This window comes from Nocardia vulneris (genome assembly GCF_001613425.1).
GTDB lineage: Bacteria > Actinomycetota > Actinomycetes > Mycobacteriales > Mycobacteriaceae > Nocardia > Nocardia vulneris.
The window spans coordinates 61,104-86,184 of the sequence record NZ_BDCI01000052.1; the positions used below are offsets into that span (position 1 = coordinate 61,104).

A 25,081-nucleotide genomic window follows, 5' to 3' on the forward strand; every position below is an offset into this window, starting at 1 on the left:
GAACGGCAGATCTGCGTGCCCGAAGGCCGCGAGATCGCCTTCCTTGGTGCGCGCCACCAGGTTCGCGAACGGCTCCGCCGGATCGACGGCGCTGCGCAGCACGAGCGTGTTGACGAACATGCCGATGGCGTCGTCCAGCACGGCCTCACCGCGACCGGCGACCACGGTGCCGATGGCGATGTCGTCGCTGCCGGACAGTCGCGCCAGCAGCGCGGCGAACGCGGCGTGCACCACCATGAAGAGGCTGGCGCCGTGCGCCCGGGCGAGCGCGTTCAGTTCGTGCTGCAGGCGCGCGTCGAGCGAGAACTCGTACACGCCACCGCGGTTCGAGGCCACCGCGGGCCGGGACCGGTCGGCGGGCAGATCGAGCTGATCGGGCAGCCCGGCCAGCCCGGCGGACCAGTAGGCGACCTGCTGGGCGATCAGCGAGGTCGGGTCGTCCTCCGAACCGAGGGTTTCCCGTTGCCAGAGTGCGTAATCGGCGTACTGGACCGGCAGCGGCGCCCAGGACGGCGCCTCGCCGCGCGAACGCGCCACGTAGGCCACCATCACGTCGCGGGCCAGCGGCCGCACCGACCAGCCGTCACCGGAGATGTGGTGCACGACGAACACCAGGACGTGGGTGTCGGGCTGTGAGCCGTCCATCGAGCCGGCCACCCGGAACAGTGCGGCCCGCACCGGCACCTCGGTGGTGACGTCGAAGCCGGTCAGGACCAATTCGGCGACGCGGTCCTGGATTTCGGTCTCGGACACCTCGATCGGGGTGAGGTCGACGGCGTCCTGACCGGCGGGCAGCACCACCTGTACGCCTTGGCCGTCCGCGGTTTCCGGGTAGACAGTGCGCAGCACCTCGTGCCGGTCGACCACGTCGGCGACGGCTTGGCGCAGCGCGTCGGTGTCCAGCGTGCCGGTGAGCCGGACCGCCAGCGGGATGTTGTTGACCGCCGAGTCGGTGTCGAACCGGTTGAGGAACCACATCCGCTGCTGGGCCAGCGAGAGCGGGATGCGCGACGGACGCGGGCCCGCAACGAGTTCCCGGCGGCGGCCGCTGCCCTGGTGCGCTTCCATCCGCGCGGCCAGTGCGGCCACGGTGGGCGCCTCGAACAGCATCCGCACCGGGACCCGGGTGTCCAGCGCGGCACCGAGGCGGGCGACCACCTGGGTGGCGATGAGCGAGTTGCCGCCCAGGTCGAAGAAGTCGTCGTCCAGGCCGACGGCGCGTTCGCCCTCGGCGGGCACCAGGCCGAGCACGTCGGCGAAGGTGTTGGCCACGATCTCTTCGATCGGGGTGGACGGTGCGCGGAATTCCCTGGCCTCGAAGGCGGGTTCGGGCAGCGCGCGCCGATCGAGCTTGCCGTTCGGGCTCAGCGGCATCGCGTCGAGCACGACGATGGCGGCGGGCACCATGTACGACGGCAACTGCGCGGACAGGTGCGCGCGCAGATCGGCGATATCGACCGTGCCGCCGGCCACCGGCACCACATAGCCGACCAGCTGATCACCGGTGCGCGCGTCCGAGCGCACCAGTGCGACCGACTGCGCCACCGAATCGTGTGCGGTGAGCGCGGTTTCGATCTCACCGAGTTCGATCCGCAGGCCGCGCAGCTTCACCTGGAAGTCGGTGCGGCCGATGTATTCGATGGCCCCGGTGTCGTCCCGGGTGACCAGGTCACCCGTGCGGTACATGCGGGCACCCGGCGCGCCGAACGGGTTGGCCACGAACCGATCCGAGGTCAGATCGGCCCGGCCGTAGTAGCCGCGCGCCAGCTGAGCGCCCGCGAGATACAGCTCGCCCGCGACACCGGCGGGGACCGGGTGCAACCGGGCGTCGAGCACGTACGCCTGGGCGTTCCAGACCGGAAGGCCGATGGGGACAGCGCCTTCGACGTCGTCGGCCACCGGGCCGTGCGTGGCGTGCACGGTGAACTCGGTCGGCCCGTAGAGGTTGTAGAGCGCCGCCGAGCTGACCCGGCGCATGGCCTCGACCGCGTCGGCGGTGAACGCCTCACCGGCGACGAACAGCGTCCGCAGCGACGCCAGCGCCGCACTGCCACCGGTCGCGTCGACGTTGCCGGCGAACACGGTGAGCATCGACGGCACGAACGAGGTCATGGTGACCTGCTCGGCCGCGATCACGTCCGCGAGGTACTGCGGGTCGCGATGGCCGTCCGGCGCGGCGACCACGATGCGGCCGCCGGTGGTCATCGGCCCGAACAGCTCCCACACCGACACGTCGAAGGTGGCGGGCGTCTTGAACAGCACGATGTCGTCCGCGCCGATGCCGTATTCGCCGGTGATCCAGCGGATCTGGTTGACGACGGCGGCATGCGGCACCGCGACGCCCTTCGGCCGGCCGGTGGAGCCGGAGGTGAAGATCACGTACGCCGGGTGCTGCGGGCGCAGCGGGGCGATCCGCTCGGCGTCGGTGATCGGCTCGTCCGCGTACCCCGACAGATCGAGGGTGTCGACCGTCAGGGTCGGGCGGCCTGCGGCGTCGAACTCGTCGCGCGAGGTGGTGAGGACACAGACCGGATCGGCCGAATCGAGCACATAGTTCACCCGTTCGGCAGGCTGGTCGAGGTCGAGCGGTACGTAGCCACCACCGGCCGCCTGCACCGCGTACGCGGCGACCACGAGGTCCACCGAGCGGCGCAGGCCGAGGGCGACCAGGCTCTCCGGCCCGACCCCGTCCTCGATCAGCTTGCGCGCCAACCGGTGCACGCGCGCACCGAATTCGGCGTAGGTGAGCGAGGTGCCGGTGGCCGGGTCCACCACCGCGGTCACATCCGGGGTGGCCGCGGCCTGGGCCGCGAACTCGGCGACCAACGTGCTGGGCGCGCCGAGGTCACGCGCGGTGTCGTTCCAGCCGCGCAGCGCCTGCTCGGTCTCCCGCTCGTCCAGCAGCGCGATATCGCCGATGGGCCGATCCGGTTCGGTGGCGAGCGCTTTCAGCAACCGGTTGAACCGCTGACCGAACTCCGCGATCGTGGCCGGATCGAAAAGATCGGTGGCGTAGATCAATTCGGCGCTGATCCCGGCCGGTGCGGCGCTCGCGCCGTGCGCCGGCTGGGCGGCGTTGTTCTCCGACAGCGTCAGTTGCAGATCGAACTTGGCCACATCGATCGGCAGTTCGACCCCGCTGACGGTCAGGCCGGGCAGTTCCAGGCTGTTCTGGCCGAGGTTCTGGAACGACAGCATCACCTGGAACAGCGGGTGCCGTGCCTGCGAACGCACCGGGTTCAGGATCTCGACCAGCCGCTCGAACGGCAGGTCTGCGTGCCCGAAGGCGGCGATGTCCGCCGCGCGCACCGCGCGCAGCAGATCGGTGAAGGTCGCGCCGTGGTCGATCGGGGTCCGCAGCACCAGGGTGTTGACGAACATACCGATGAGATCGTCGAGCGCGCGCTCGCCGCGGCCCGCGATCGGGGTGCCGATGGCGATATCGTCCTCGCCCGACAGCCGCGAGAGCAGCACGGCCAGCGCGGTGTGGGTGACCATGAACAGCGTCGCGCCCCTGGTGCGGGCGAGTTCGGTGAGCCGCCCGTGGGTTTCGGGGTCGATCGCGAAGGCGTGGGTCGCACCGCGACCGGAGGCCACCGCGGGCCGCGCCCGGTCGGCGGGCAGGTCCAGCTGCTCGGGCAGCCCGCGCAGCGCGTCGGACCAGTACGAGATCTGCTGGGCGATCACCGATTCCGGGTCGTCCTCGGCGCCGAGCACCGTGCGCTGCCACAGCGCGAAGTCGGCGTACTGGACTTCCAGCGGCCGCCACGCGGGTTCGCCGCCCTCGACGCGAGCGCCGTAGGCGGTCATCACGTCCCGGGTCAGCGGGCCCATCGAGAAACCGTCGGCCGAGATGTGGTGCACCACGATGGCCAGCACGTGCTCGGTCGGGCTGATCTCGAACAGCCTGGCGCGGAACGGCACCTGGCTAGTGACGTCGAACGCGGTCAGCACCAGTTCCGAAAGCCGCAGCGGCAGTTCGGCCTCGGTGACCTCGAACGGCGCGAGGTCGGGAATCACCTTGGCGGTGGGCACGGTCCGCTGGTACGCGGCGCCGTCCACCTCCGGGTAGTAGGTGCGCAGCGACTCGTGGCGGGCCAGCACGTCGGCGACGGCGATCTGCAGCGCCTGCCGGTCGAGCAGACCGGACAGCCGCACCGCGGCCGGGATGTTGTCCACCGCCGATTCCGGATCGAACCGGTTGAGGAACCACATGCGCTGCTGGGCCAGCGAGAGCGGCACCAGCTCGGGCCGCTGCTGCGGCTCGAGCGCCGCCCGCGCACCGGCACCGGCGTGCGTCTCCGCGCGGGCCGCGAGCGCGACCACGGTGGACGCCTCGAACAGTTCGCGCACCCCGAGATCGGTGTCCAGCGCGGCGGACAGCCGCGCCGCGACCTGGGTGGCGGTCAGCGAGTTGCCGCCGAGGGAGAAGAAGTCGTCGTCCAGGCCGACCCGCTCCAGGCCGAGCACCTCGGCGTAGGTGGCGGCGACGATCTCCTCCACCGGTGTGGTCGGCGCGCGGAACACCGCGGCTTCGAACACCGGGGCGGGCAACGCCTTGCGATCCAGCTTGCCCGAGGCGTTGAGCGGGAACTCGTCGAGCACGATCACCACGGACGGCACCATGTAGGCGGGCAGGCGCTCGGCCAGGTCCTCGCGCAGCAGCTCGATGTCCACCCGGACATTCGGCGCGGGAATGACATACGCGACGAGCTGATCGCCGATGTGCTGATCGCCGCGGACCACGACGACCGCCTGCGCGACCTCGTCCAGCGCGGTCAGCGCGGCCTCGATCTCGCCGAGCTCGATCCGCAGACCACGCAGCTTCACCTGGAAGTCGGTGCGGCCCAAGTACTCCAGCTCACCACTGGCGGTCCAGGCAACCAAGTCACCGGTGCGGTACATCCGCTCGCCCACCGCACCGTAGGGGTTGGCCACGAACCGGTCACTGGTCAGATCCGGGCGCGCGACGTACCCGCGCGCCAGCTGGGTGCCCGCGAGATAGAGCTCACCCGCGACACCCACCGGAACCGGCCGCAGCCGCGAATCCAGCACGTACACCTGGGTGTTGAACACCGGCGCACCGATCGGGACGGTGTCGGTATCGGTGTCGATCACCTCGTGGAAGGTGACGTCGACCGCGGCCTCGGTCGGGCCGTACAGGTTGTGCAGCGCCGCACCGGTCAGCTCGCGCAGACGGTGGGCGGGCTTGGGCGGCAACGCCTCACCGGAGGCGAACACCAGGCGCAGCGAATCGCACCGTGCCGCGGCCCCGTCCGCGACGAACACCGCGAGCATCGACGGCACGAAGTGGGTGACGGTGATCCGCTCGGCGCTGATCACCTCGGCCAGGTACGCCGGATCCCGATGCCCGTCCGGCTTGGCGACCACCAGGCGGGCGCCGATCTGCAAGGGCCAGAAGAACTCCCACACCGACACGTCGAAGGTGGCGGGCGTCTTCTGCAGCACCGCGTCGGCGGTGTTCAGCTGATAGGCGGTCTGCATCCACACCAGGCGGTTCACGATCGCGGCGTGCGCGACGCCGACGCCCTTCGGGCGGCCGGTGGAACCGGAGGTGAAGATCACGTACGCGGTGTTCGACGGCCGCAGCGGCGACCAGCGATCCGCGTCGGTGACCGGATCCTCGGACAGCCCGCTCAGATCGAGCAGGTCGATGCGCACCTGCGCGGTATCGATCTCCAGATCGCTACCGGAGGTCAGCACGCAGACCGGATCGGCCGTCGCCAGAATGTATTCCGTGCGCTCGGCCGGGTGATCCGGGTCCAGCGGCACGTACGCGCCACCGGCCACCGCGACGGCGTACATGCCGACGACCAGATCGACCGAGCGCCGCATGCCCAGCGCCACATACGATTCCGCGCCGACGCCGCGAGCGATCAGCCAGCGGGCGAGTTGGTTCACGCGCCCGGCGAACTCCTCGTAGGACAGACTTGTCCCCTCGAACGTGAGCGCGGTCGCCTCGGGCGTCCGTTCGGCCTGCGCGTAGAACATCGAGACCAGCGTCGCGTCCGGGTCCACCGGGTGCGCGGTGTCGTTCCAGCCGGCCACCACGAGCTGGCGTTCGACGTTGTCGAGCAGCTCGATATCGCCCACGGGCACAGCGGGTTCGGTGGCGATCGCGGTCAGCACCCGGAGCAGGCGATCGGCGATGCGGCGCACGGTCTGCTCGTCGAACAGATCGCGCAGATACCCGGCGCGCACCCGCAGTTTCGAGTCCAGCTGCGCGATGAGCGTGAGCGGGTAGTGCGTCGCGTCGGCCGCGTCGAGCCCGATCACGGCCATACCGTCGATATCGGCGGCCTGTTCCCGGATGCCGTCGGCGTCGACCGGGTAGGACTCGAAAACCACCAGGGTGTCGAACAATCCGCCGATGCCCGCGGCGGACTGGATGTCCGCGAGACCGACGTAGTGGTGATCGAGCAGGTCCGCCTGCTCGCCCTGGGTCCTGGTCAGCAGCTGCTGCGCGGACTCGGCCGGGTCGAAGCGCACCCGCACCGGCACGGTGTTGATGAACAGGCCGACCATCGATTCCACCCCGGTCAGCCCGGCCGGTCGGCCGGACACCGTGGTGCCGAACAGCACGTCGTCGCGGCCGGTCATCCGGCCGACCAGGATGCCCCACGCGGTCTGCAGCACCGTGTTCGGCGTGACGCCCAGCGACGCGGCCAGCGTGGTGAGCCGCGCGGTGGCCGGCTCGTCGAGCTCGAAGAAGTACTCGCCGGAGAGCGAGGTGATCTCGCGGCCGGCGTCCGGGCGGGCCAGCAGGGTCGGCTCGCTCACCCCGCGCAGGGCGTTCTTCCACACCCCGACCGAAGCCGAATGATCCTGCTGCGCCGTCCATTCCAGGAAGTTGCGGTAGGAGCGCACCGCGGGCAGCACGCTGCTGTCCGCGTGTGCGGCGTAGAGCACCAGCAGGTCCTGCATGAGCAGCGGCATGGACCAGCCGTCGAGCAGGATGTGGTGGTTCGACACCACGAACTGCCAGCGGTCGCGCGCCACCTGGATCAGCGTGAAGCGGATCAGCGGCGGCTCGGTCAGATCGAAGCGCTTGGTCCGGTCTGCCGCGATGATGTCGGCGCCGGTGCCTGCTTCGATCCGATCGTGCTCGGCCCAGGCGACCCGCACGCTGTCCAGCACCACCTGCACCGGACTGCCGTCGCGATCGGTGACGAAGGCGGTGCGCAGGTTCTCGTAGCGATCCACCAGTGTCTGTGCGGCCGAACGCAATCGGGCCGCGTCCACCCGGCCGGTGAGGGTCAGCACCGCCTGCGCGGTGTAGACGTCCACCGAGCCGACGGCCAGCCTGGCATGGAACAGCAGACCGGCCTGCAGCGCCGAGAGCGGCCAGATATCGGCCAGGTTCGGGAAGCGGCGCTCCCAGCCGTCGATATCGCCCTGGGTGCTGCGCACCAGCGCGAAGTCCGACGGTGTGTGCCCGCCCGCGCCGGTCGAATTGGCGTGCCGGGCAACCGCTTCCAGCGCGGTGGTCCACAGCTCGCCGAACTCGCGCACGGCCGCGGCGCTCAGCAGGGTCGACGGGTAGCCGATGTTCGCGGTCAGCTTGTCGCCGACCACGATCGCGTTGACGTCCAGCGGCGCCATCGCGGGCATGTCCGCGTCATAGGCGCCGCCCAGCGCGCCCAGTTCGGCGGCAGGCACCCAGCCGAAGCCGCGCAGCGACTCGGGCACGTCGCCCTCGACGACGCGACCCAGGTAGTTGAAGCTCACCTGGCCCGGCAGTTGCGCAGGCAACGAGCTCGCGGTCTCCGGGTTCAGGTAGCGCAGCAGGCCGTAGCCGACGCCCTTGTCCGGCACCGCGAGCAGCTGCTCCTTGACCGCCTTGACGGCCTGGCCGAGCGCGGGCCCACCGGCCAGCGCGGCATCGATGTCGATGCCGGACAGGTCGAAACGGACCGGGAAGATCGCGGTGAACCAGCCGACCGTGCGGGACAGGTCGGCCCCGGGCACGATGTCCTCTTCGCGGCCATGGCCTTCCAGGCGGATCAGCAGCGAGTCGTCGCCGCGGGTACCCGCCCGGCGGGCCCGCCATTTGGCGGTCGCCAGCGCCAGCGCGGTGAGCAGACCGTCGTTCACGCCGCCGTGGAACAGGGCGGGCACCTTGGTCAGCAGGGCCTTGGTGACCTCCGCGGACACCTCGACCTGAACCTTTTCGATGACACCGGAGGTGTCGATCGCCGGGTCCATCGGCCGTTCGGTGAGCAGCGGATCGGCGGCGTCGACCACCGAGCGCCAGTGCTCGAGTTCGGCGACCCGCTGCGGGTTGCGGGCTTCGCGTTCGAGCGCGTGCGCCCAGGCCCGCATGGAGGTGGCGGGCGCGACCAGTTCGGGCGTCTGCCCCGCGGTGCGCTGGCCCCAGGCCGCGACGAAGTCCGGCACCAGGATGCGCCAGGAGACACCGTCGACGACGAGGTGATGGCCGACGACGATCAGTCGTCCGGCTCGTTCGCCACTCGTCGGCTCCAGCCACACGAACCGGATGACCACGCCCGCGGCCGGATCCAGCCGGTCCAGCGAGGCATCCAGGGCCGCCGAGGCGATATCGAGCAGCGCGGCGTCATCGATGTCCGCGTCGAAGGTGGTGTGGTCGATCAGCGCGTCCACGTCGACCGTGCCGGGCGCGGCGGTTTCGACGATCCAGTCCGCGCCGTCGCGGCGCAGGCTCGCGCGCAGCATGTCGTGGCGGTCGATGACCGCGCCGACGGTGGCCGCGATGCCCGCGCGATCGATGCCGACCGGCAGCTCCAGCGCGAGCGTCTGGTTGAACCGGCCGAACGAGCCGCGCCGCTCCGCCATGAAGCGCACGACCGGGGTCAGCGGCATGGTGCCGACCCCGCCGCCGGGCAGCTCGGCGAGCACGACGGCCGCCGCGGCCGCGGCGTCGGCCGTCTCGGCGACCCCGGCCAGTCCGGCCACGGTGCGCTGCTCGAACACGTGGCGCGGGCTGAACACCACGCCGCGGGCCTTGGCCCGCGAGACCAGCTGGATGGAGACGATGCTGTCGCCGCCGAGCGCGAAGAACGAATCGTCGACGCCGACCCGCTCCACGCCGAGCACCTCGGCGAACACCTCGGCGATGGTCTGCTCGACCGGCGTGCGCGGCGCACGGAACACGACCTCGGTCGCGAACACCGGTTCCGGCAAGGCCTTTCGGTCGAGCTTGCCGACCGGGGTGAGCGGCACCCGATCGATCACCATGATCGACGACGGCACCATGTAGGCGGGCAGGCGATCCTCGACATGGGCGGTCAACGCCGCGACATCGATCGAACGCCCCGGTGCCGCAACGACATACGACACCAGCGAGGTCGCTCCGGCGGCGCTCTTGTGCCCGAGGGTGACCGCGAAGTCGACCGACTCGTGCGCGGCCAGCGCCGCGTCGATCTCGCCGAGCTCGATGCGGAAGCCGCGCACCTTGACCTGGAAGTCGGACCGGCCGACATATTCGACCTCGCCGGTGCGCGTCCAGCGCACCACGTCACCGGTGCGGTACATCCGCGCGCCGTCGACGTACGGGTTGGCCACGAAACGCTCCGCCGACAGCCCGGCCCGCGCGTGGTAGCCGCGGGCGAGCTGGATGCCCGACAGATAGAGCTCACCTGCGACACCCACCGGAACGGGCCGGAGCTGGGCGTCCAGGATCAGCGACTGCATGCCGCGGGTCGGGCCACCGATGGTGACCCGGTCGCCCGGGGTCAGCGCGTCGCTGATGTTGGTCATGATCGTGGTCTCGGTCGGACCGTAACCGTTGTGGAACCGACGTCCGGAACCGTCGGCCGCGCCGCCCCACTTGGTGACCAGGTCGGCCGGGACCGCTTCGCCACCCGCCACGATCACCCGCATGCCGGCCAGCGCCGCCGGGTCGAGCGAGGCGAGCACCGACGGGGTGATGAACGCGTGCGTGACCCGCTCGGCGCGGATCAGCTCGGACAGCTCCTCGCCGCCGTACACACCCGGCGGGCAGACCACCAGCGCACCGCCGCGGCCGATCGCGAGCAGGAACTCGAGGATCGAGGCGTCGAAGCTCGGCGACGCGAAATGCAGTGCGCGGGTATCGGAATCGACCGCGTAGCGGGCGTTCTGCTCGTCCCGGAAGTTGGCCAGGCCGGCGTGGGTGACCACGACGCCCTTCGGCACGCCGGTGGAGCCGGAGGTGTAGATGACATAGGCCGGATGCGCCGGGCTGATCGGGCGCACCCGGTCGGCGTCGGTGATCGCGGCCGCGTCGACACCGGACAGGTCCAGTTCGTCGAGCACCAGCCATTCGACCGAATCCGGCAGGTCCGCGCGCACCGACGTGACGGTCAGGCCCACCGGGGAACCCGAATCGGTGACCATGTGCGCGATGCGATCCGCCGGGTAGGTCGGGTCGATCGGCACGAACGCGGCGCCGGACTTGGCCACGGCCCATTCGGCGAAGTAGGAGTCGTCCGAGCGCGGCACCGCGACGGCGACCAGGTCCTCGGTGCCGAGTCCGCGCTCGATCAGCAAGCGCGCCAGGCGGTTCGAGCGTTCGTCCAGCTCGCCGTAGGACACACTGCGCCCCTGGAACACGACCGCGGGTGCGGCCGGATCAATAGCGGCCGCTTCGGCGATCAGGTCGGGCAGCGTGCGCGCCGGGGTGGCGGCCGCGCCGAAACGGGCGGTCAGACCGGACCGTTCGGCCGGATCGAGCACGTCGATCGCGCCGACCGTGACCGCCGGATCGGCGGCGATGACCTCGAGCACCCGCTGCCAGCGCTGGGCGATATCGGCCGCGGTCGACTCGTCGAACAGGTCGGTGGCGTAGGTGAGCGCCAAAGCCATACCCGCCGAACCGGATTCACCGATCTCGGAGAGGGTGAACTGCAGGTCGAACCGCGCCACGCTCTCCTCGAGATCGAGCGCGGAGACCGAAAGGCCCGGCAGCTCCAGCGAAGTGCGGTCCAGGTTCTGGAACGCGAGCATCACCTGGAACAGCGGATTACGGGCCTGCGAACGTTGCGGCGCGAGCAACTCGACCAAGCGCTCGAACGGCACGTCGGCGTTGCCGTACGCGTCCAGGTCGGTGCGCCGCACCTGGTCCACCAGCTCGCTGAACGAGGCGGTGGCGTCCACACCGGTGCGCAACACCAGGGTGTTGACGAACATGCCGACCAGGTCGTCGAGGGCCTGCTCGCCACGACCGGCGATCGGGGTGCCGACGGCGATGTCGTCGGTGCCGGACAGGCGCGACAGCAGCACCGCCAGCGCGCTGTGCATCACCATGAACAGCGACGCACCCCGTTGGCGCGCAATGTCTTCCAGCGCACCGACCAGCTCGGCGGGCAGCTCGCGGTGCAGCGTCGCGCCGCGCAGCGAGGCGATCGCCGGACGCGGACGATCGGCGGGCAGGGTCAGCTCGTCCGGTACGCCGTCGAGCGCGCGCTGCCAGTGCGCCACCTGACGCGACATCAGCGATTCCGGATCGTCCTCGCCGCCGAGCACCTCGCGCTGCCAGACCGCGAAGTCGGCGTACTGCACCGCCAGCGGCGCCCAGCCCGGCGCGCTGTCCTGGGTGCGCGCGGAGTAGGCGACCATCACGTCGCGGGTCAGCGGGCCGATCGAAAAGCCGTCCGCCGCGATGTGATGCACCACGACGACAAGCACATGCTCGTCCGCACCGGCCCGGTACAGCCGGGTGCGCAGCGGAACCTGTTCGGCCACATCGAATCCGGTGGTGACGAAGTCGGTCACCACGGCGGCCAGCTCGGCCGGATCCACCGGCACCGGGTGCAGGTCGAGCGCGATCTCCTCGGCGGGCACGATCACCTGGACGGGGGTGCCGCCGTGCTCGGGATAGCGGGTGCGCAGCGATTCGTGCCTGCGCACCACGTCGGCCACCGCGAGCCGCAGCGCGGCCACGTCCAGCGCGCCGGTCAACCGGATGGCGACCGGCAGGTTGTAGGCCGCCGAGGCGGTGTCGTACTTGTTCAGGAACCACATGCGCTGCTGTGCGTAGGACAGCGGCACCAGCTCGTCGGCGGAGCGGGGCCGGGCCACCAGACGGGCGCGCGCGGCGCCGTCGGCGTGCGATTCCACCCGCGCCGCAAGGGCTTCCACGGTGGGCGCCTCGAACAGCGCGCGCACCGCCACGGTGGTACCGAGCGCGGCGCCGATCCGGGAGACCACCCTGGTGGCGATGAGCGAGTTGCCGCCGAGGTCGAAGAAGTCGTCGTCGACACCGACCCGGGGCAGGTCGAGCACCTCGGCGAAGACCGCGGCCACGGCCTCCTGCACCGGGGTGACGGGCGCGCGGAAGGCGCGCGCCTGCACCGCGGGTGCGGGCAACGCCCGGCGGTCGAGCTTTCCGTTGACCGTCAACGGAATCCACTCGAGCCGGACCATCGCCGAGGGCACCATGTAGGACGGCAGCCGCTCGGCGGCGCCGTCGCGCACCCGGTCCAGCTGCGGCACCGCGTCGGGCTCGGCGACCACGTAGGCCACGATCCGCTGATCGCCCGGCTGGTCCTCGCGCACGATGACCGCCGCCTGCGCGATGCCCGGCTGGGCCAGGATGGCGGACTCGATCTCGCCGAGTTCGATGCGGAAGCCGCGGACCTTCACCTGATCGTCGGCGCGGCCCAGGTACTCGAGCTCGCCGAAGCGGTTCCAGCGCGCGAGGTCACCGGAGCGGTACAGGCGCGAGCCCGCCGCGTCGGCGCCGGCCAGCGGGTTCGCCACGAACCGGGTCGCGGTCAGATCGGGACGGCCGAGGTAGCCACGGGCCAATTGCGGTCCCGCCACATACATTTCACCCGCGACACCGACCGGGACCGGCCGCAGCCGGTTGTCGAGCACGTAGACCCGCAGTCCCGCGATGGCGCGGCCGACCACGCTGCCGGAGGCGGCCGCGATGGTCGCGGCGTCCAGCGCGCGGTAGGACACGTGCACCGTGGTCTCGGTGATGCCGTACATGTTGACCAGCAGCGGCCCGTCGGCGGGTGAACTGACCGAGCGCCCGTCGGGTCCCGCGCCGTGGCGCGCCACCCAGTCGGCGAGCCTGCGCAGTTCCAGCGCTTCGCCACCGAACACCACGTAGCGCAGGGCGAGCGGCGCGGCGTCGGGTGCGGCGTTGCGATCCGCCTCGGCCAGTTGGTAGAACGCCGACGGCGTCTGGTTGAGCACCGTGACCCGTTCCGCGCGCAGCAGTTCCAGGAACTGCTCGGGCGAACGCGAGGTGTAGTAGTCGACCACCACGAGGGTGCCGCCGAACAGCAGCGGACCCCACAGTTCCCACACCGAGAAGTCGAAGGCGTAGGAGTGGAACAGCGTCCACACGTCGTCGGGGCCGAAGCCGAAGTCACGATCGGTATTGGCGAACAGCCGCACCACATTTCGATGCGCGACCGCGACACCCTTCGGCCGTCCGGTCGAACCCGAGGTGTAGATGACGTAGGCGACGTGGTCGGGCGAGAGCGCGGCGTTGCGATCGGCGTCGGTGATCGGCGCGTCGTCGGCGTCCTCGACGTTGCCGGTCTCCACCGCGAAGCCGTCGAGCACCACGCTCGGCAGGTGCGCGGGCACCGTCACCGGCACCGTGGAATCCAGGATCACGCTCGTCGGCTGCGAATCCTCGAGCACGTAGGCGATGCGCTCGGCCGGGTAGGTCGGGTCGACCGGCACGTAACCGGCACCGGTCTTGACCACCGCGACCAGCGCGACGACCAGATCGAGCGAACGCGGCAGGATCACCGCGACCAGCGACTCGGGCCCGGCGCCGTCCGCGATCAGCCTGCGCGCCAGCACATTCGCGCGCCGGTCCAGCTCGGCGTAGGTCAGCGTCTCGACCCCGAAGCGGGCCGCGGTGCGGTTCGGGTGCGCGGCGACCGCCGCGTCGAACACCGTGACCAGGGTGGTCCCCGGCGCGGTGAACAGACCGCCGTCGGTGCCGGAGGACACCCAGCGCTGCGACACGTCGAGGCGCTCGGCCTCGCCGAGCAGGTCGATATCGCCGACGGCGATCTCGGGATCGTCGGCCACCGCGTGCAGCACCCGCACCAGCCGGTCGGCGAACGCGGCCACCGTCTCGGGATCGAACAGTTCTGTGGCGTAGTTCCAGGACATCGCCAACGCGCCGTCGGCGGCCTCGCCGACGGTCAGCTGCACATCGAACTTCGCGGTGCCCGGGTCGAATTCGACCACGTCGAGATCGAGGCCCGGCAGTGCCACGGTGCCCATCTCGGCCGCCGAGGCGGCCTCGAAGGTCAGCGCCACCTGGAACAGCGGATGATGCGCCTGCGAACGAGCGGGGCTGATCACGTCGACCAACCGCTCGAACGGCACGTCGGCGTTGGCGAACGCGGCCAGGTCGGTGCGGCGCACCTGCTCGAGCAGCTCGCTGAACGGCGCGGCCGGATCGACCGCACTGCGCAGCACCAGGGTGTTGACGAACATGCCGACCAGGTCGTCGAGCGCGCGCTCGCCGCGGCCGGCGATCGGCGTGCCGATCGCGATATCGGAGCTGTTGGACAGCCGGCCCGCCCACGCGGCGAGCGCGGCGTGCACCACCATGAACAGCGTGACGCCGCGCTTGCGGGCCAGCTCGGCCAGGGCGGTGTGCAGCTCGGCATCGACCGAGAAGCTATGTGTGCCACCGGCGTTGGAGGCGATCTCCGGACGCGGGCGGTCGGCGGGCAGCTCCAGCTGATCGGGCAGATCACGCAGCTGCTCGACCCAGTAGGCGATCTGCTCGGCCGCGACCGATTCCGGATCGCTCTCCGCGCCGAGCACGCCGCGCTGCCACAGCGCGTAGTCGGCGTACTGCACCTCCAGCGGCGCCCAGGCGGGCGTTTCACCGCGGGTGCGCTCGCTGTAGGCGAGCACCACGTCGCGCAGCAGCGGCCGCAGCGAGAAACCGTCGGCGCTGATGTGGTGCATGACCAGCACCACGACGTGATTGCGCTCGTCCACGCCGAGCAGGCTCGCGCGGAACGAGATCTCGCGGGTCACGTCGAAGTGCACGCTCGCCAATTCGACGATGCGCGCGGGCAATTCGTCCGCGGTCACCGGTTCCGGCGTCACCGTGAACGACACCTCGGAGACCGGCAGGATCTGCTGGTAGCCGGTGCCTTCCAGCTCCGGATACACGGTGCGCAGCGCCTCGTGCCTGGCCAGCACGTCGCCGATGGCGGCGTTGAGCGCGTCCAGGTCGAGCTCGCCGGTGAGCCGGATGGCCACCGGGATGTTGTTGACCGCGGTGCGGTTGTCGAACCGGTTGAGGAACCACATCCGCTGCTGGGCCAGCGACAGCGGCACCAGCCCGGAGCGCTCCTGCGGCACCAGCGGCGCCCGGCCGCCCTGTCCGGCAGCCGATTCCACGCGCGCGGCCAGCGCGACCACGGTGGACGCCTCGAACAGCACGCGCACCGGGATCTGGGTGTCCAGCGCTTCGCCCAGGCGCGCCGCCACCTGGGTGGCGACCAGCGAGTTGCCGCCGAGGGCGAAGAAGTCGTCGTCCAGGCCGACCCGCTCCACGCCGAGCACCTCGGCGAAGGTCGTGGCCACGATCTCCTGCACCGGCGTCGCCGGGGCGCGGAACACCATGGCCGCGAACGTCGGTTCGGGCAGCGCCTTGCGATCCAGCTTGCCCGACGGGTTCAGCGGGAACTCGTCGAGTTCCACGTAGGCCGTCGGCACCATGTACGCGGGCAACTGCTGACCGAGCGCGCCCTTGATCTCGTCCACGTCGACCGCGCGGTCCGGGTCGGCGACCAAGTAGGCGACCAGCTGGTCACCGGTGCGCTCGTCGGCGCGCACCAGCACCACCGCCTGCGCGACCGATTCCAGCGCGGTGAGCGCGTTCTCGATCTCGCCGAGCTCGATCCGCAGACCACGCAGCTTCACCTGGAAGTCGGTGCGGCCCAAGTACTCCAGCTCACCGTCCGCGGTCCAGGAGACCAGGTCACCGGTGCGGTACATGCGCTCGGCGGTGCCGAACGGATTCGCGATGAACCGCTCGGTGGTCAGGTCCGGGCGGGCCACATAGCCGTGCGCCAGCTGCGCGCCGGCCAGGTACAGCTCGCCGGGCACCCCGACCGGCACCGGCCGCAGGCGCGAATCCAGCACGTACACCTGGGTGTTGAACACCGGCGCACCGATCGGCACCGAGCTGGTGTCGGCCTCGGTCACCTCGTGGAAGGTGACGTCGACCGCGGCCTCGGTCGGACCGTACAGGTTGTGCAGCCGGGCGCCGGTGAGCGCGCGCAGCCGCTGTGCGGTCACCGCGGGCAACGCCTCACCGGAGGCGAAAACGTTACGCAGGCTGACACATTCGGCCGCCCGCTCCTCGGCGACGAACACCGCGAGCATCGACGGCACGAAGTGCACCGTGGTGACCCGCTCCTCGATGATCAGGCGGGCCAGGTAGGCGGGATCGCGATGGCCGTCCGGCTTGGCGACCACCAGCCGCGCACCAACTTGCAAGGGCCAGAAGAACTCCCACACCGACACGTCGAAGGTGGCGGGCGTCTTCTGCAACACCACGTCGTAGGCGGCGAGGCCGTATTCGGCGTGCATCCAGACCAGGCGGTTGACGATGGCCGCGTGCGAGACCGCGACGCCCTTGGGCCGGCCGGTCGAACCCGACGTGAAGATCACATAGGCGGTGTTGGCCGGGCGCAGTGGCTTGTGCCGGTCCGCGTCGGTCAGCGGCGCATCCGAGAACTCGGACAGGTCCAGCTGATCGATGCGCACCTGCCGGGACGCCGAGGTCGCCAGGTCGGTGCCGGAGGTCAGCACGCACACCGGGCGCGCCGTCTCCAGGATGTAGTCGGTGCGCTCGGCCGGGTGATCCGGATCGAGCGGCACGTACGCACCGCCCGCCGCGTTCACCGCGTACATACCGACGACGAGATCGATGGACCGGCGCATGCCAAGGGCCACATACGATTCCGGGCCGACGCCATTCTGCTTGAGCCAGCGCGCCAGGCGGTGCACCCGGGCAGCGAACTCGGCGTAGGACAGACCTGTCCCCTCGAAGGTGACCGCGTCTGCTTCCGGCGCCCGCGCGACCTGGGCTTCGAACAGCGAGACCAGCGTCGCGGCGGCGTCGCCGACCGGCGAGGTCAGCGCCGCGTCCACCGGGAATTCGGTGTCGTTCCACTGCTCGACCACCAGCGCGCGCTCGGCGCCGTCGAGCAGCTCGACATCGCCCACCGCCGCGGTCGGTTCGGCCGCGACACCGCCGAGCACCCGCAGGAAGCGCTCGGCGAAGGTGTTCGCGAACGCGCCGTCGAAAAGGTCGGTGGCGTAGAGGAGTTCGGCGTCCATCGCCGCCTCGCCGCCCTGGACCTCGCTCAGCGTCAGCTGCAGGTCGAACTTCGCGGTCGGCTGGTCGATGCCCAGTTCGGACACGGTCAGGCCGGGCAGCTCCAGCGACGCGCGCCCCAGATTCTGGAACGAGAGCATCACCTGGAACAGCGGATGCCGGGCCTGCGAACGGGCCGGGTTGAGCACCTCGACCAGGCGCTCGAACGGCACGTCGGCATGCGCGAACGCCTGCAGGTCGCGTTCGCGCACCTGCGCGAGCAGGTCGGCGAAGGGCGCGTCGGTGTCCACCTGGGCACGCAGCACCAGGGTGTTGACGAACATGCCGACCAGGTCGTCGAGCGCCTGCTCGCCACGACCGGCCACCGGGATGCCGATGGCGATGTCGTCGGAACCGGACAGACGGGCCAGCAGCGCCGCGAATGCGCTGTGCACCACCATGAACAGCGTGGTGCCGTGCTCGTGCGCGACCCGGTTCAGCTCGTCGATCAGGGCGCCGGGCACCCGGAAGCGGTGTGTCCCGGCCTGATACGACGCGACCGCGGGACGCGGTCGTCCGGCCAGCCGCAGTTCGTCGGGCAGTCCGGCCAGCGCGCCGCGCCAGTAGTCGAGCTGTTCGGAGATCAGCGAGGTCGGGTCGTCCTCGGAACCGAGTGTTTCCCGTTGCCACAGCGCGAAATCCACGTACTGGACCGCGAGCGGCGGCCAGCCCGGCTCCGAGGCCGAGGTGCGCGCCACGTAGGCGGTCATCAGGTCGCGGACCAGTGGCCGCATCGAGAAACCGTCCGCGGCAATGTGATGCACCACGACGACGAGCACGTAGTCCGCCGTGTTGGCGCCCTGCTCGCCGCGGTCCTGGGTACCGGAGGCGAGCTGGTAGGCCCGCAGCCGCACCGGCGGCTCGGCGGTCACGTCGAAGCCGCGCTCGACGAATTCGTACATGGCGCCGAGCAATTGGCCCTCGGCGACCGGGAACACCTCGAGGTCCGGGATCGCCCGGGTCGCGGGCAGCACCCGCTGGCAGGCGACGCCGTCCTGGGACGGGTAGATGGTGCGCAGCGATTCGTGCCGCGCGACCACATCGGCGATCGCACCGCGCAACGCGTCCAGATCCAGCGCGCCCTCCAGGCGCACCGCGGCCGGGATGTTGTTGGCCGCCGAGTCCGCGTCGAAGCGGTTGAGGAACCACATCCGCTGCTGGGCCAGCGACAGCGGCGGGAACTCGGGCCGGACCTGCGCCGTCAGCGCCTGCCGGGCACCGCTGCCCGCACGCGATTCGACCCGCGCGGCCAGCGCGGCCACGGTCGGCGCCTCGAACAGCGCGCGCACCCCGACCTCGGTGTCCAGCGCCGCGCTCAGCCGTGCGACCACCTGGGTGGCGACCAGCGAGTTGCCGCCGAGTTCGAAGAAATCGTCGTCCACGCCGACCCGCGGCACGCCGAGCAGCTCGGCGAAGACCTCCGCCACGATCTCCTCGATCGGGGTGGCGGGTGCGCGGAACTGCTTGGCCTCGAACACCGGAGCGGGCAGCAGCTTGCGATCGAGCTTGCCGCTGGCGTTCACGGGGAACGTATCGAGCACCACGATCGCGGCAGGCACCATGTAGCCGGGCAGCAGCCCGCCCAGCGCCACCTTGATCGCATCGGTGTCGAGCACCGTATCCGCTGCGGCGACAACGTAACCCACCAGCTGATCGCCCGCGTGCGCGTCGGCGCGCACCACCACGACCGACTGCGCCACGCCGGGCTGGGCCAGCAGCGCGGCCTCGATATCGCCGAGCTCGATGCGCAGACCGCGCAGTTTCACCTGGAAGTCGGTGCGGCCCAGGTATTCCAGCTCGCCGTCGGCGGTCCAGGTGACCAGGTCGCCGGTGCGGTACATGCGCGCGCCCGCGGTGCCGTACGGATTGGCCACGAACCGATCCGAGGTCAGGTCCGGACGCCCGAGGTAGCCCACCGCGAGCTGATCGCCCGCGAGATAGAGCTCACCCGCGACACCCGGTGCGACCGGATGCAACCGGGCGTCGAGCACGAACACCCGGGTGTTCCACACCGGGCGCCCGATCGGGACCGAGACCGTATCCGCCTGCGTCACTTCGTGATACGTGACGTCGACAGCGGCCTCGGTGGGGCCGTAGAGGTTGTGCAGACGCGCGCCGGTCAGCTCGCGCAGCCGCGCCGCGGTCGGCGCGGGCAGCGCCTCACCGGAGGCGAACACCTGCCGCAGCCGTGACGAGGGGTAGCCGTCCGCGTCGCCGCTCTCGTTGCCGAGGGTGGACACGAACACCGACAGCATCGACGGCACGAAGTGCGCCGTGCTGATGCCCTGCTCGGCGATGATCTGCGCGAGATACACCGGGTCGCGGTGGCCGTCCGGCTTCGCGACGACCAGGCGCGCGCCGGTCTGCAACGGCCAGAAGAACTCCCAGACCGAGACGTCGAAGGTGGCGGGCGTCTTCTGCAGCACCGCGTCGTCGGGGCCGATCGGGTACTCGTGCTGCATCCACAGCAGCCGGTTGACGATCGCGGCATGACTGACCGCCACACCCTTCGGACGACCGGTCGACCCCGAGGTGAAGATCACATAGGCGGTGTTCTGCGGCCGCAGCGCCCTGGTGCGTTCCGCGTCGGTGATCGGCGCGCCGCTCGACGCGGCCATACCGGGCACACCCTCGATGCCCTCGATCGCGATGACCGGGACCTCGCGCTGCAGGTCGATGCCGAAGCCGTCGGCCGAGCGGTACAGGATCATCCGCGGCCGCGCGGTGTCCACGATGTGATTGATCCGGTCGGCAGGCTGATCCGGGTCCAGCGGCACGTACGCCGCACCCGTCTGCAGCACCGCGTACATCGCGACGACCAGTTCGTTGGAACGCCGGATAGACAGTGCGACAAGCGATTCCGGTCCGACACCGGCCTTGATCAGCTGGCGCGCGATCCGGTTGGCCCGCACCTGCAATTCGCGATAGGTGAGCCGTTGTTCATCGAAGACCAGGGCCACCGCGTCCGGCGTCGCCGCCGCCTGCGCGTCGAACAGCGAGACCAGCGTCTCGGCGGGCACCGGCTGGGCGGTGTCGTTCCAGTCGACCAGCACCTGCGCGTGTTCCTCGGGCGCGAGCAGGTCGATATCGCCGATCGCGACGTGCGGGTCCGCGGTGACGGCGGCGAGCACGCGGTCCAGGCGCCGGGCGAACGCGGCGACCGTCGCCTCGTCGAAAAGGTCGAGGGCATAGGAGAACTCGGCCGACATACCGGCCGCTTCACCGAGCTCGTTCGTGGTCTCCTGCAGGGTGAGCTGCAGGTCGAACTTGGCGAGGCGGGCGTCGTAGTCGATGCCGTTGACCGAGAGACCGGGCAGCTCCAGGCTGGCCTGCCGGGTGTTCTGGAAGGTCAGCATCACCTGGAACAGCGGGTGCCGGGCCTGCGAACGCGCCGGGTTGAGCACCTCGACCAGCCGCTCGAACGGCACGTCGGCATGCGCGAAGGCATGCAGATCGGTCTCGCGGGCGTGCGCGAGCAGATCCGCGAAGCTTGCCGCGCCGTTCACCTGGGTGCGCAGCACGAGCGTGTTGACGAACATGCCGATCAGGTCGTCCAGCGCGGCCTCGCCGCGGCCCGCCACCGGGGTGCCGATGGCGATGTCGCCGGTACCACTGGCCCGGGCCAGCAGCACGGCCAGCGCGCTGTGCATGACCATGAACAGCGAGGCGTTGTGCCTGCGCCCCAGATCGACCAGCGCACGCTGGGTCTCGCCGGAGATCACGAACGGGTAGGTGCCACCGCGATAGGAGGCGGCCGCCGGGCGCGGCCGATCCGAGGGCAACACCAATTCGTCCGGCAGATCCGCGAGTTCACGCGTCCAGTACCGAATCTGGTTGGCGATCAACGAACTCGGGTCGTCCTCGGAACCGAGCACCTCGCGCTGCCACAGCGCGTAGTCCGCGTACTGCACGGGCAACGCCGACCAGGCCGGGGCCTCCCACGAGGTGCGCGCCGCGTAGGCCACCATGACATCGCGGGCCAGCGGCCCCATCGACCAGCCGTCGGCGGAGATGTGATGCACCACCATGCCGAGCACGTACTCGGACTCGCTGATCTCGAAAAGCCTTGCGTGCAACGGCACTTCGTTGGTCACGTCGAAGGCCATAGAGGCCAGCTCGACCAGGTGGTCGATCAGGTTGTGCTCGGTGACCGGCACCGGGGTCAGGTCGGGCACGATCTGCGCCGCGTCCAGCACCACCTGCACCGGCCCGGTCTTCGTCTCCGGGAACACGGTGCGCAGCGACTCGTGCCGATCGATCACGTCGATGACCGCGACCTGCAGCGCGGCCACATCGAGATCACCGGAGAGCCGGATGGCGACCGGGATGTTGTTGACCGCCGACTCGGTGTCGAACCGGTTGAGGAACCACATCCGCTGCTGTGCCAGCGACAGCGGCACCTCCTCCGGCCGCACCCGGGCCACCAGCGCCTTGCGCGCGCCGTCACCGGCGTGCGACTCCACCCGGGCCGCGAGCGCGGCGACGGTGGACGCCTCGAACAGCATGCGCACCGGCACCCTGGTGTCGAGCGCGATACCGAGCCGGGACGCGACCTGGGTCGCGATCAGCGAGTTGCCGCCCAGCTCGAAGAAGTCGTCGTCGACGCCGACCCGGTTGATGCCGAGCACCTCGCCGAAGATCTGCGCGACGATCTCTTCGATCGGCGTGGTCGGCGCACGGAATTCGCGCACCTCGAAGACCGGGGCGGGCAGCGCCTTGCGATCCAGCTTGCCGGAAGGGTTGAGCGGCAACGCATCCAGCACCACGATCGCCGACGGCACCATGTAGGCGGGCAGCGTGCGATGCAGCGCGTTCTTGATGTTGTCGATATCGACCGGGCCCGCGGGCGTCACCACATAGGCGACCAGCTGATCGCCCGCGACGGTGTCCAGCACGAGCACGACCGCCTGACCGACGGCCGGATGGTCGAGCAGCGCGGCCTCGATCTCGCCGAGTTCGATGCGCTGCCCGCGGAACTTCACCTGGAAGTCGGTGCGGCCGATGTACTCCAGCACACCGGCGCCGCCGACCTCCGGATCCCGCGGCTCGACCCAGCGAACCAGGTCACCGGTGCGGTAGAGGCGCGCACCGGGCGGACCGAAGGGGTCCGCGACGAAGCGTTCCGCGCTCAGGTCGGGGCGGCCGTGGTAGCCGCGCGCCACCTGCGCACCGCCGAGGTACAGCTCGCCGGGCACGCCGACGGGCACCGGCGCCAGGCCGTCGTCGAGCACGTAGGTCTGGGCGTTCCACACCGGGCGGCCGATCGGCACCGCGGCCGGGGCGACCTCGTTGAGATGCCAGGCGGTGGCGTGCACGGTGAACTCGGTGGGACCGTACAGGTTGTGCATCACGGCGGTGGAGAACTGCCGGAACGCGGTGACCGTGGCCGGGGGCAGGGCTTCACCGGCGACGAGAACCGCACGCAGCGAAGCACATTCGGCGGTCGAGGCGGCCCCGGCGAACACCGAGAGCATCGACGGCACGAACGAGGTCATGCTCACCTGGTGGCGGCCGATGATCTCGGAGAGGTACATCGGATCGCGGTGGCCGTCCGGCGCGGCGATGAGCATCCGGGCGCCGACGGCGAGCGTGCCGAACAACTCCCACACCGACACGTCGAAGGTGACCGGGGTCTTCTGCAGGATCACATCGCCGGGGCCGATGCGGTATTCGCCGGTGATCCAGGCGATCTGGTTGAGCACGCTGGCGTGGCTGACCGCCACACCCTTGGGCCGGCCGGTGGAACCGGAGGTGTAGAGCACGTACGCGGCATTCGTCGGGCGCAGCGGCGCACGGCGTTCCGCGTCGGTGATCGGCGCGTCGCTGAATTCGCTCAGATCCAAGGTGTCCAGCGCGAGCACCGGGCAGTCCGCGGCGCGCACGTCGTCGGACAGAGTGGTCAGCACGCACACCGGCGCCGAGTTGGCCAGCACGTACTCGGTGCGCTCGGCCGGATGATCGGGGTCGATCGGCACGTAGCCGCCGCCCGCGGTCATGGTGGCGTAGATGGCGATCAGCATGTCCACCGAACGGCGGATGCCGACCGCGACCAACGACTCCGGGCCGACGCCCTCGGCGATCAGCTTGCGCGCCAACCGATTCACGCGTGCCGAGAACTCGGCGTAGGACAGCTCGACCTGCGGGCCGAACTCACCCGCGCTGCGGGTGCCGCCGTCGAACACGACGGCGATGTCGCGCGGCCGCTGCCGCACCTGCTCCGCGAACAGGTCCAGCACGGTGGCCGCGGGCAGTTCGTGCGCGGTCCGGTTCCACGCGGTGAGCACGGTGGCGCGCTCGGCGTCGTCGAGGATCTCGATATCGCGCACCGCGGTCTCCGGCGCGGCAACCGCGGCCTCGAGCACCCGCAGGTAGCGGCGGCCGAACTCGGTCACCGTCGCGGCGTCGAACAGGTCGGTGGCGAAGGACACCACGGCCGCCATGCCCGCGGGCTCGCCGTTCGCGCCACGCTCTTCGGTGACGGTCCACTGCAGGTCGAACTTGGCGATATCGACCTCGAGCTCGTCGGCGGTGACCGAGAGTCCGGGCAATTCCAGCGTCGCGTGCGACATTTCCTGGAACGAGAGCATCACCTGGAACAGCGGGTGGCGCGCCTGCGAGCGGGTCGGGTTGAGCACCTCGACCAGGCGCTCGAACGGGACATCTGCGAAAGCGAAAGCGGCCAGGTCGGTTTCGCGCGTGCGGCCGAGGAACGCGGTGAACGGCTCGGCGCCGTCGACCTCCGAACGCAGCACGAGGGTGTTGACGAACATGCCGATCAGGTCGTCGAGCGCCTGCTCACCGCGACCGGCGACCGGGGTGCCGATCGCGATGTCGGTGGTGCCCGACAACCGGGCCAGCAGCACCGCCAGCGAGGCGTGCATGACCATGAACAGGCTGACGCCCTGCGCCCGCGCCAACGCCGAAAGGCGCTGGTGCAGTTCGGCATCGATCTGGAAGCCGACCCGGCCGCCGCTGAAGCTCTGCACCGGCGGACGGGGCCGGTCGGTCGGCAGGTCGAGCTGATCCGGCAGACCGGCCAAAGCCCGGCGCCAGTAAGCGATTTCGCGCGAAGCCATGGAACCGGGATCGGATTCGGCGCCGAGCAGCTCACGCTGCCAGACGCTGAAGTCCTGGTACTGCACCGGCAGCGGCGCCCAACTCGGCGCCTGCCCGGCCGAGCGCGCCAGGTAGGCGGCGGCGATATCGCGCGCGAGCGGACCGAAGGAGAAACCGTCGGCGGCGATGTGGTGCACCACGAACGCGACCGCGTAATCCGCGGCGCCGTTCTCGCGGCCGCCGGTCACCGCGTACACCCGCACCCGGATCGGCAGCTCGCGCGAGACATCGAAGCCGGTGGCGGCGAATCCGGTGAGCGCACCGTGCAATTCGGCTTCGTCGATCGGCTCGATCGCGATGCCGAGATCGACCTGGTCGACCGGCAGCACCTGCTGGTAGCCGCCGTCGCCGGACTCGGGGAAGATCGTGCGCAGCGACTGCTGGCGGTCCAGCACGTCGGTCAGCGCGGCGTGCAGCGCGTCCAGATCGACCTGGCCGCGCAACCGGACCACGAACGGCAGGTTGTAGGCCGGCACGGTCGAGTCGAACTGGTTGATGAACCACATCCGCTGCTGCGCCAGCGACAGCGGCACCCGGTCGGGCAGCTGCTGCGCGACCAGCGGCGGGCGTGCCCCCTCTGCGGGGGATGCGTTCTCCATG

At 70.6% G+C, this 25,081-nt stretch carries 1 protein-coding gene (running past both ends of the window); it reads right to left on the reverse strand.

This entire window lies inside a single protein-coding gene on the reverse strand: locus NVU01S_RS40340, encoding a non-ribosomal peptide synthase/polyketide synthase. The 43,851-nt coding sequence extends 15,609 nt beyond the window's left edge and 3,161 nt beyond its right edge, so the window shows coding positions 3,162-28,242 — codons 1,054 (partial) to 9,414 (complete); the first complete codon in reading order (the gene reads right to left) occupies positions 25,078-25,080. The start codon and the stop codon both lie outside this window.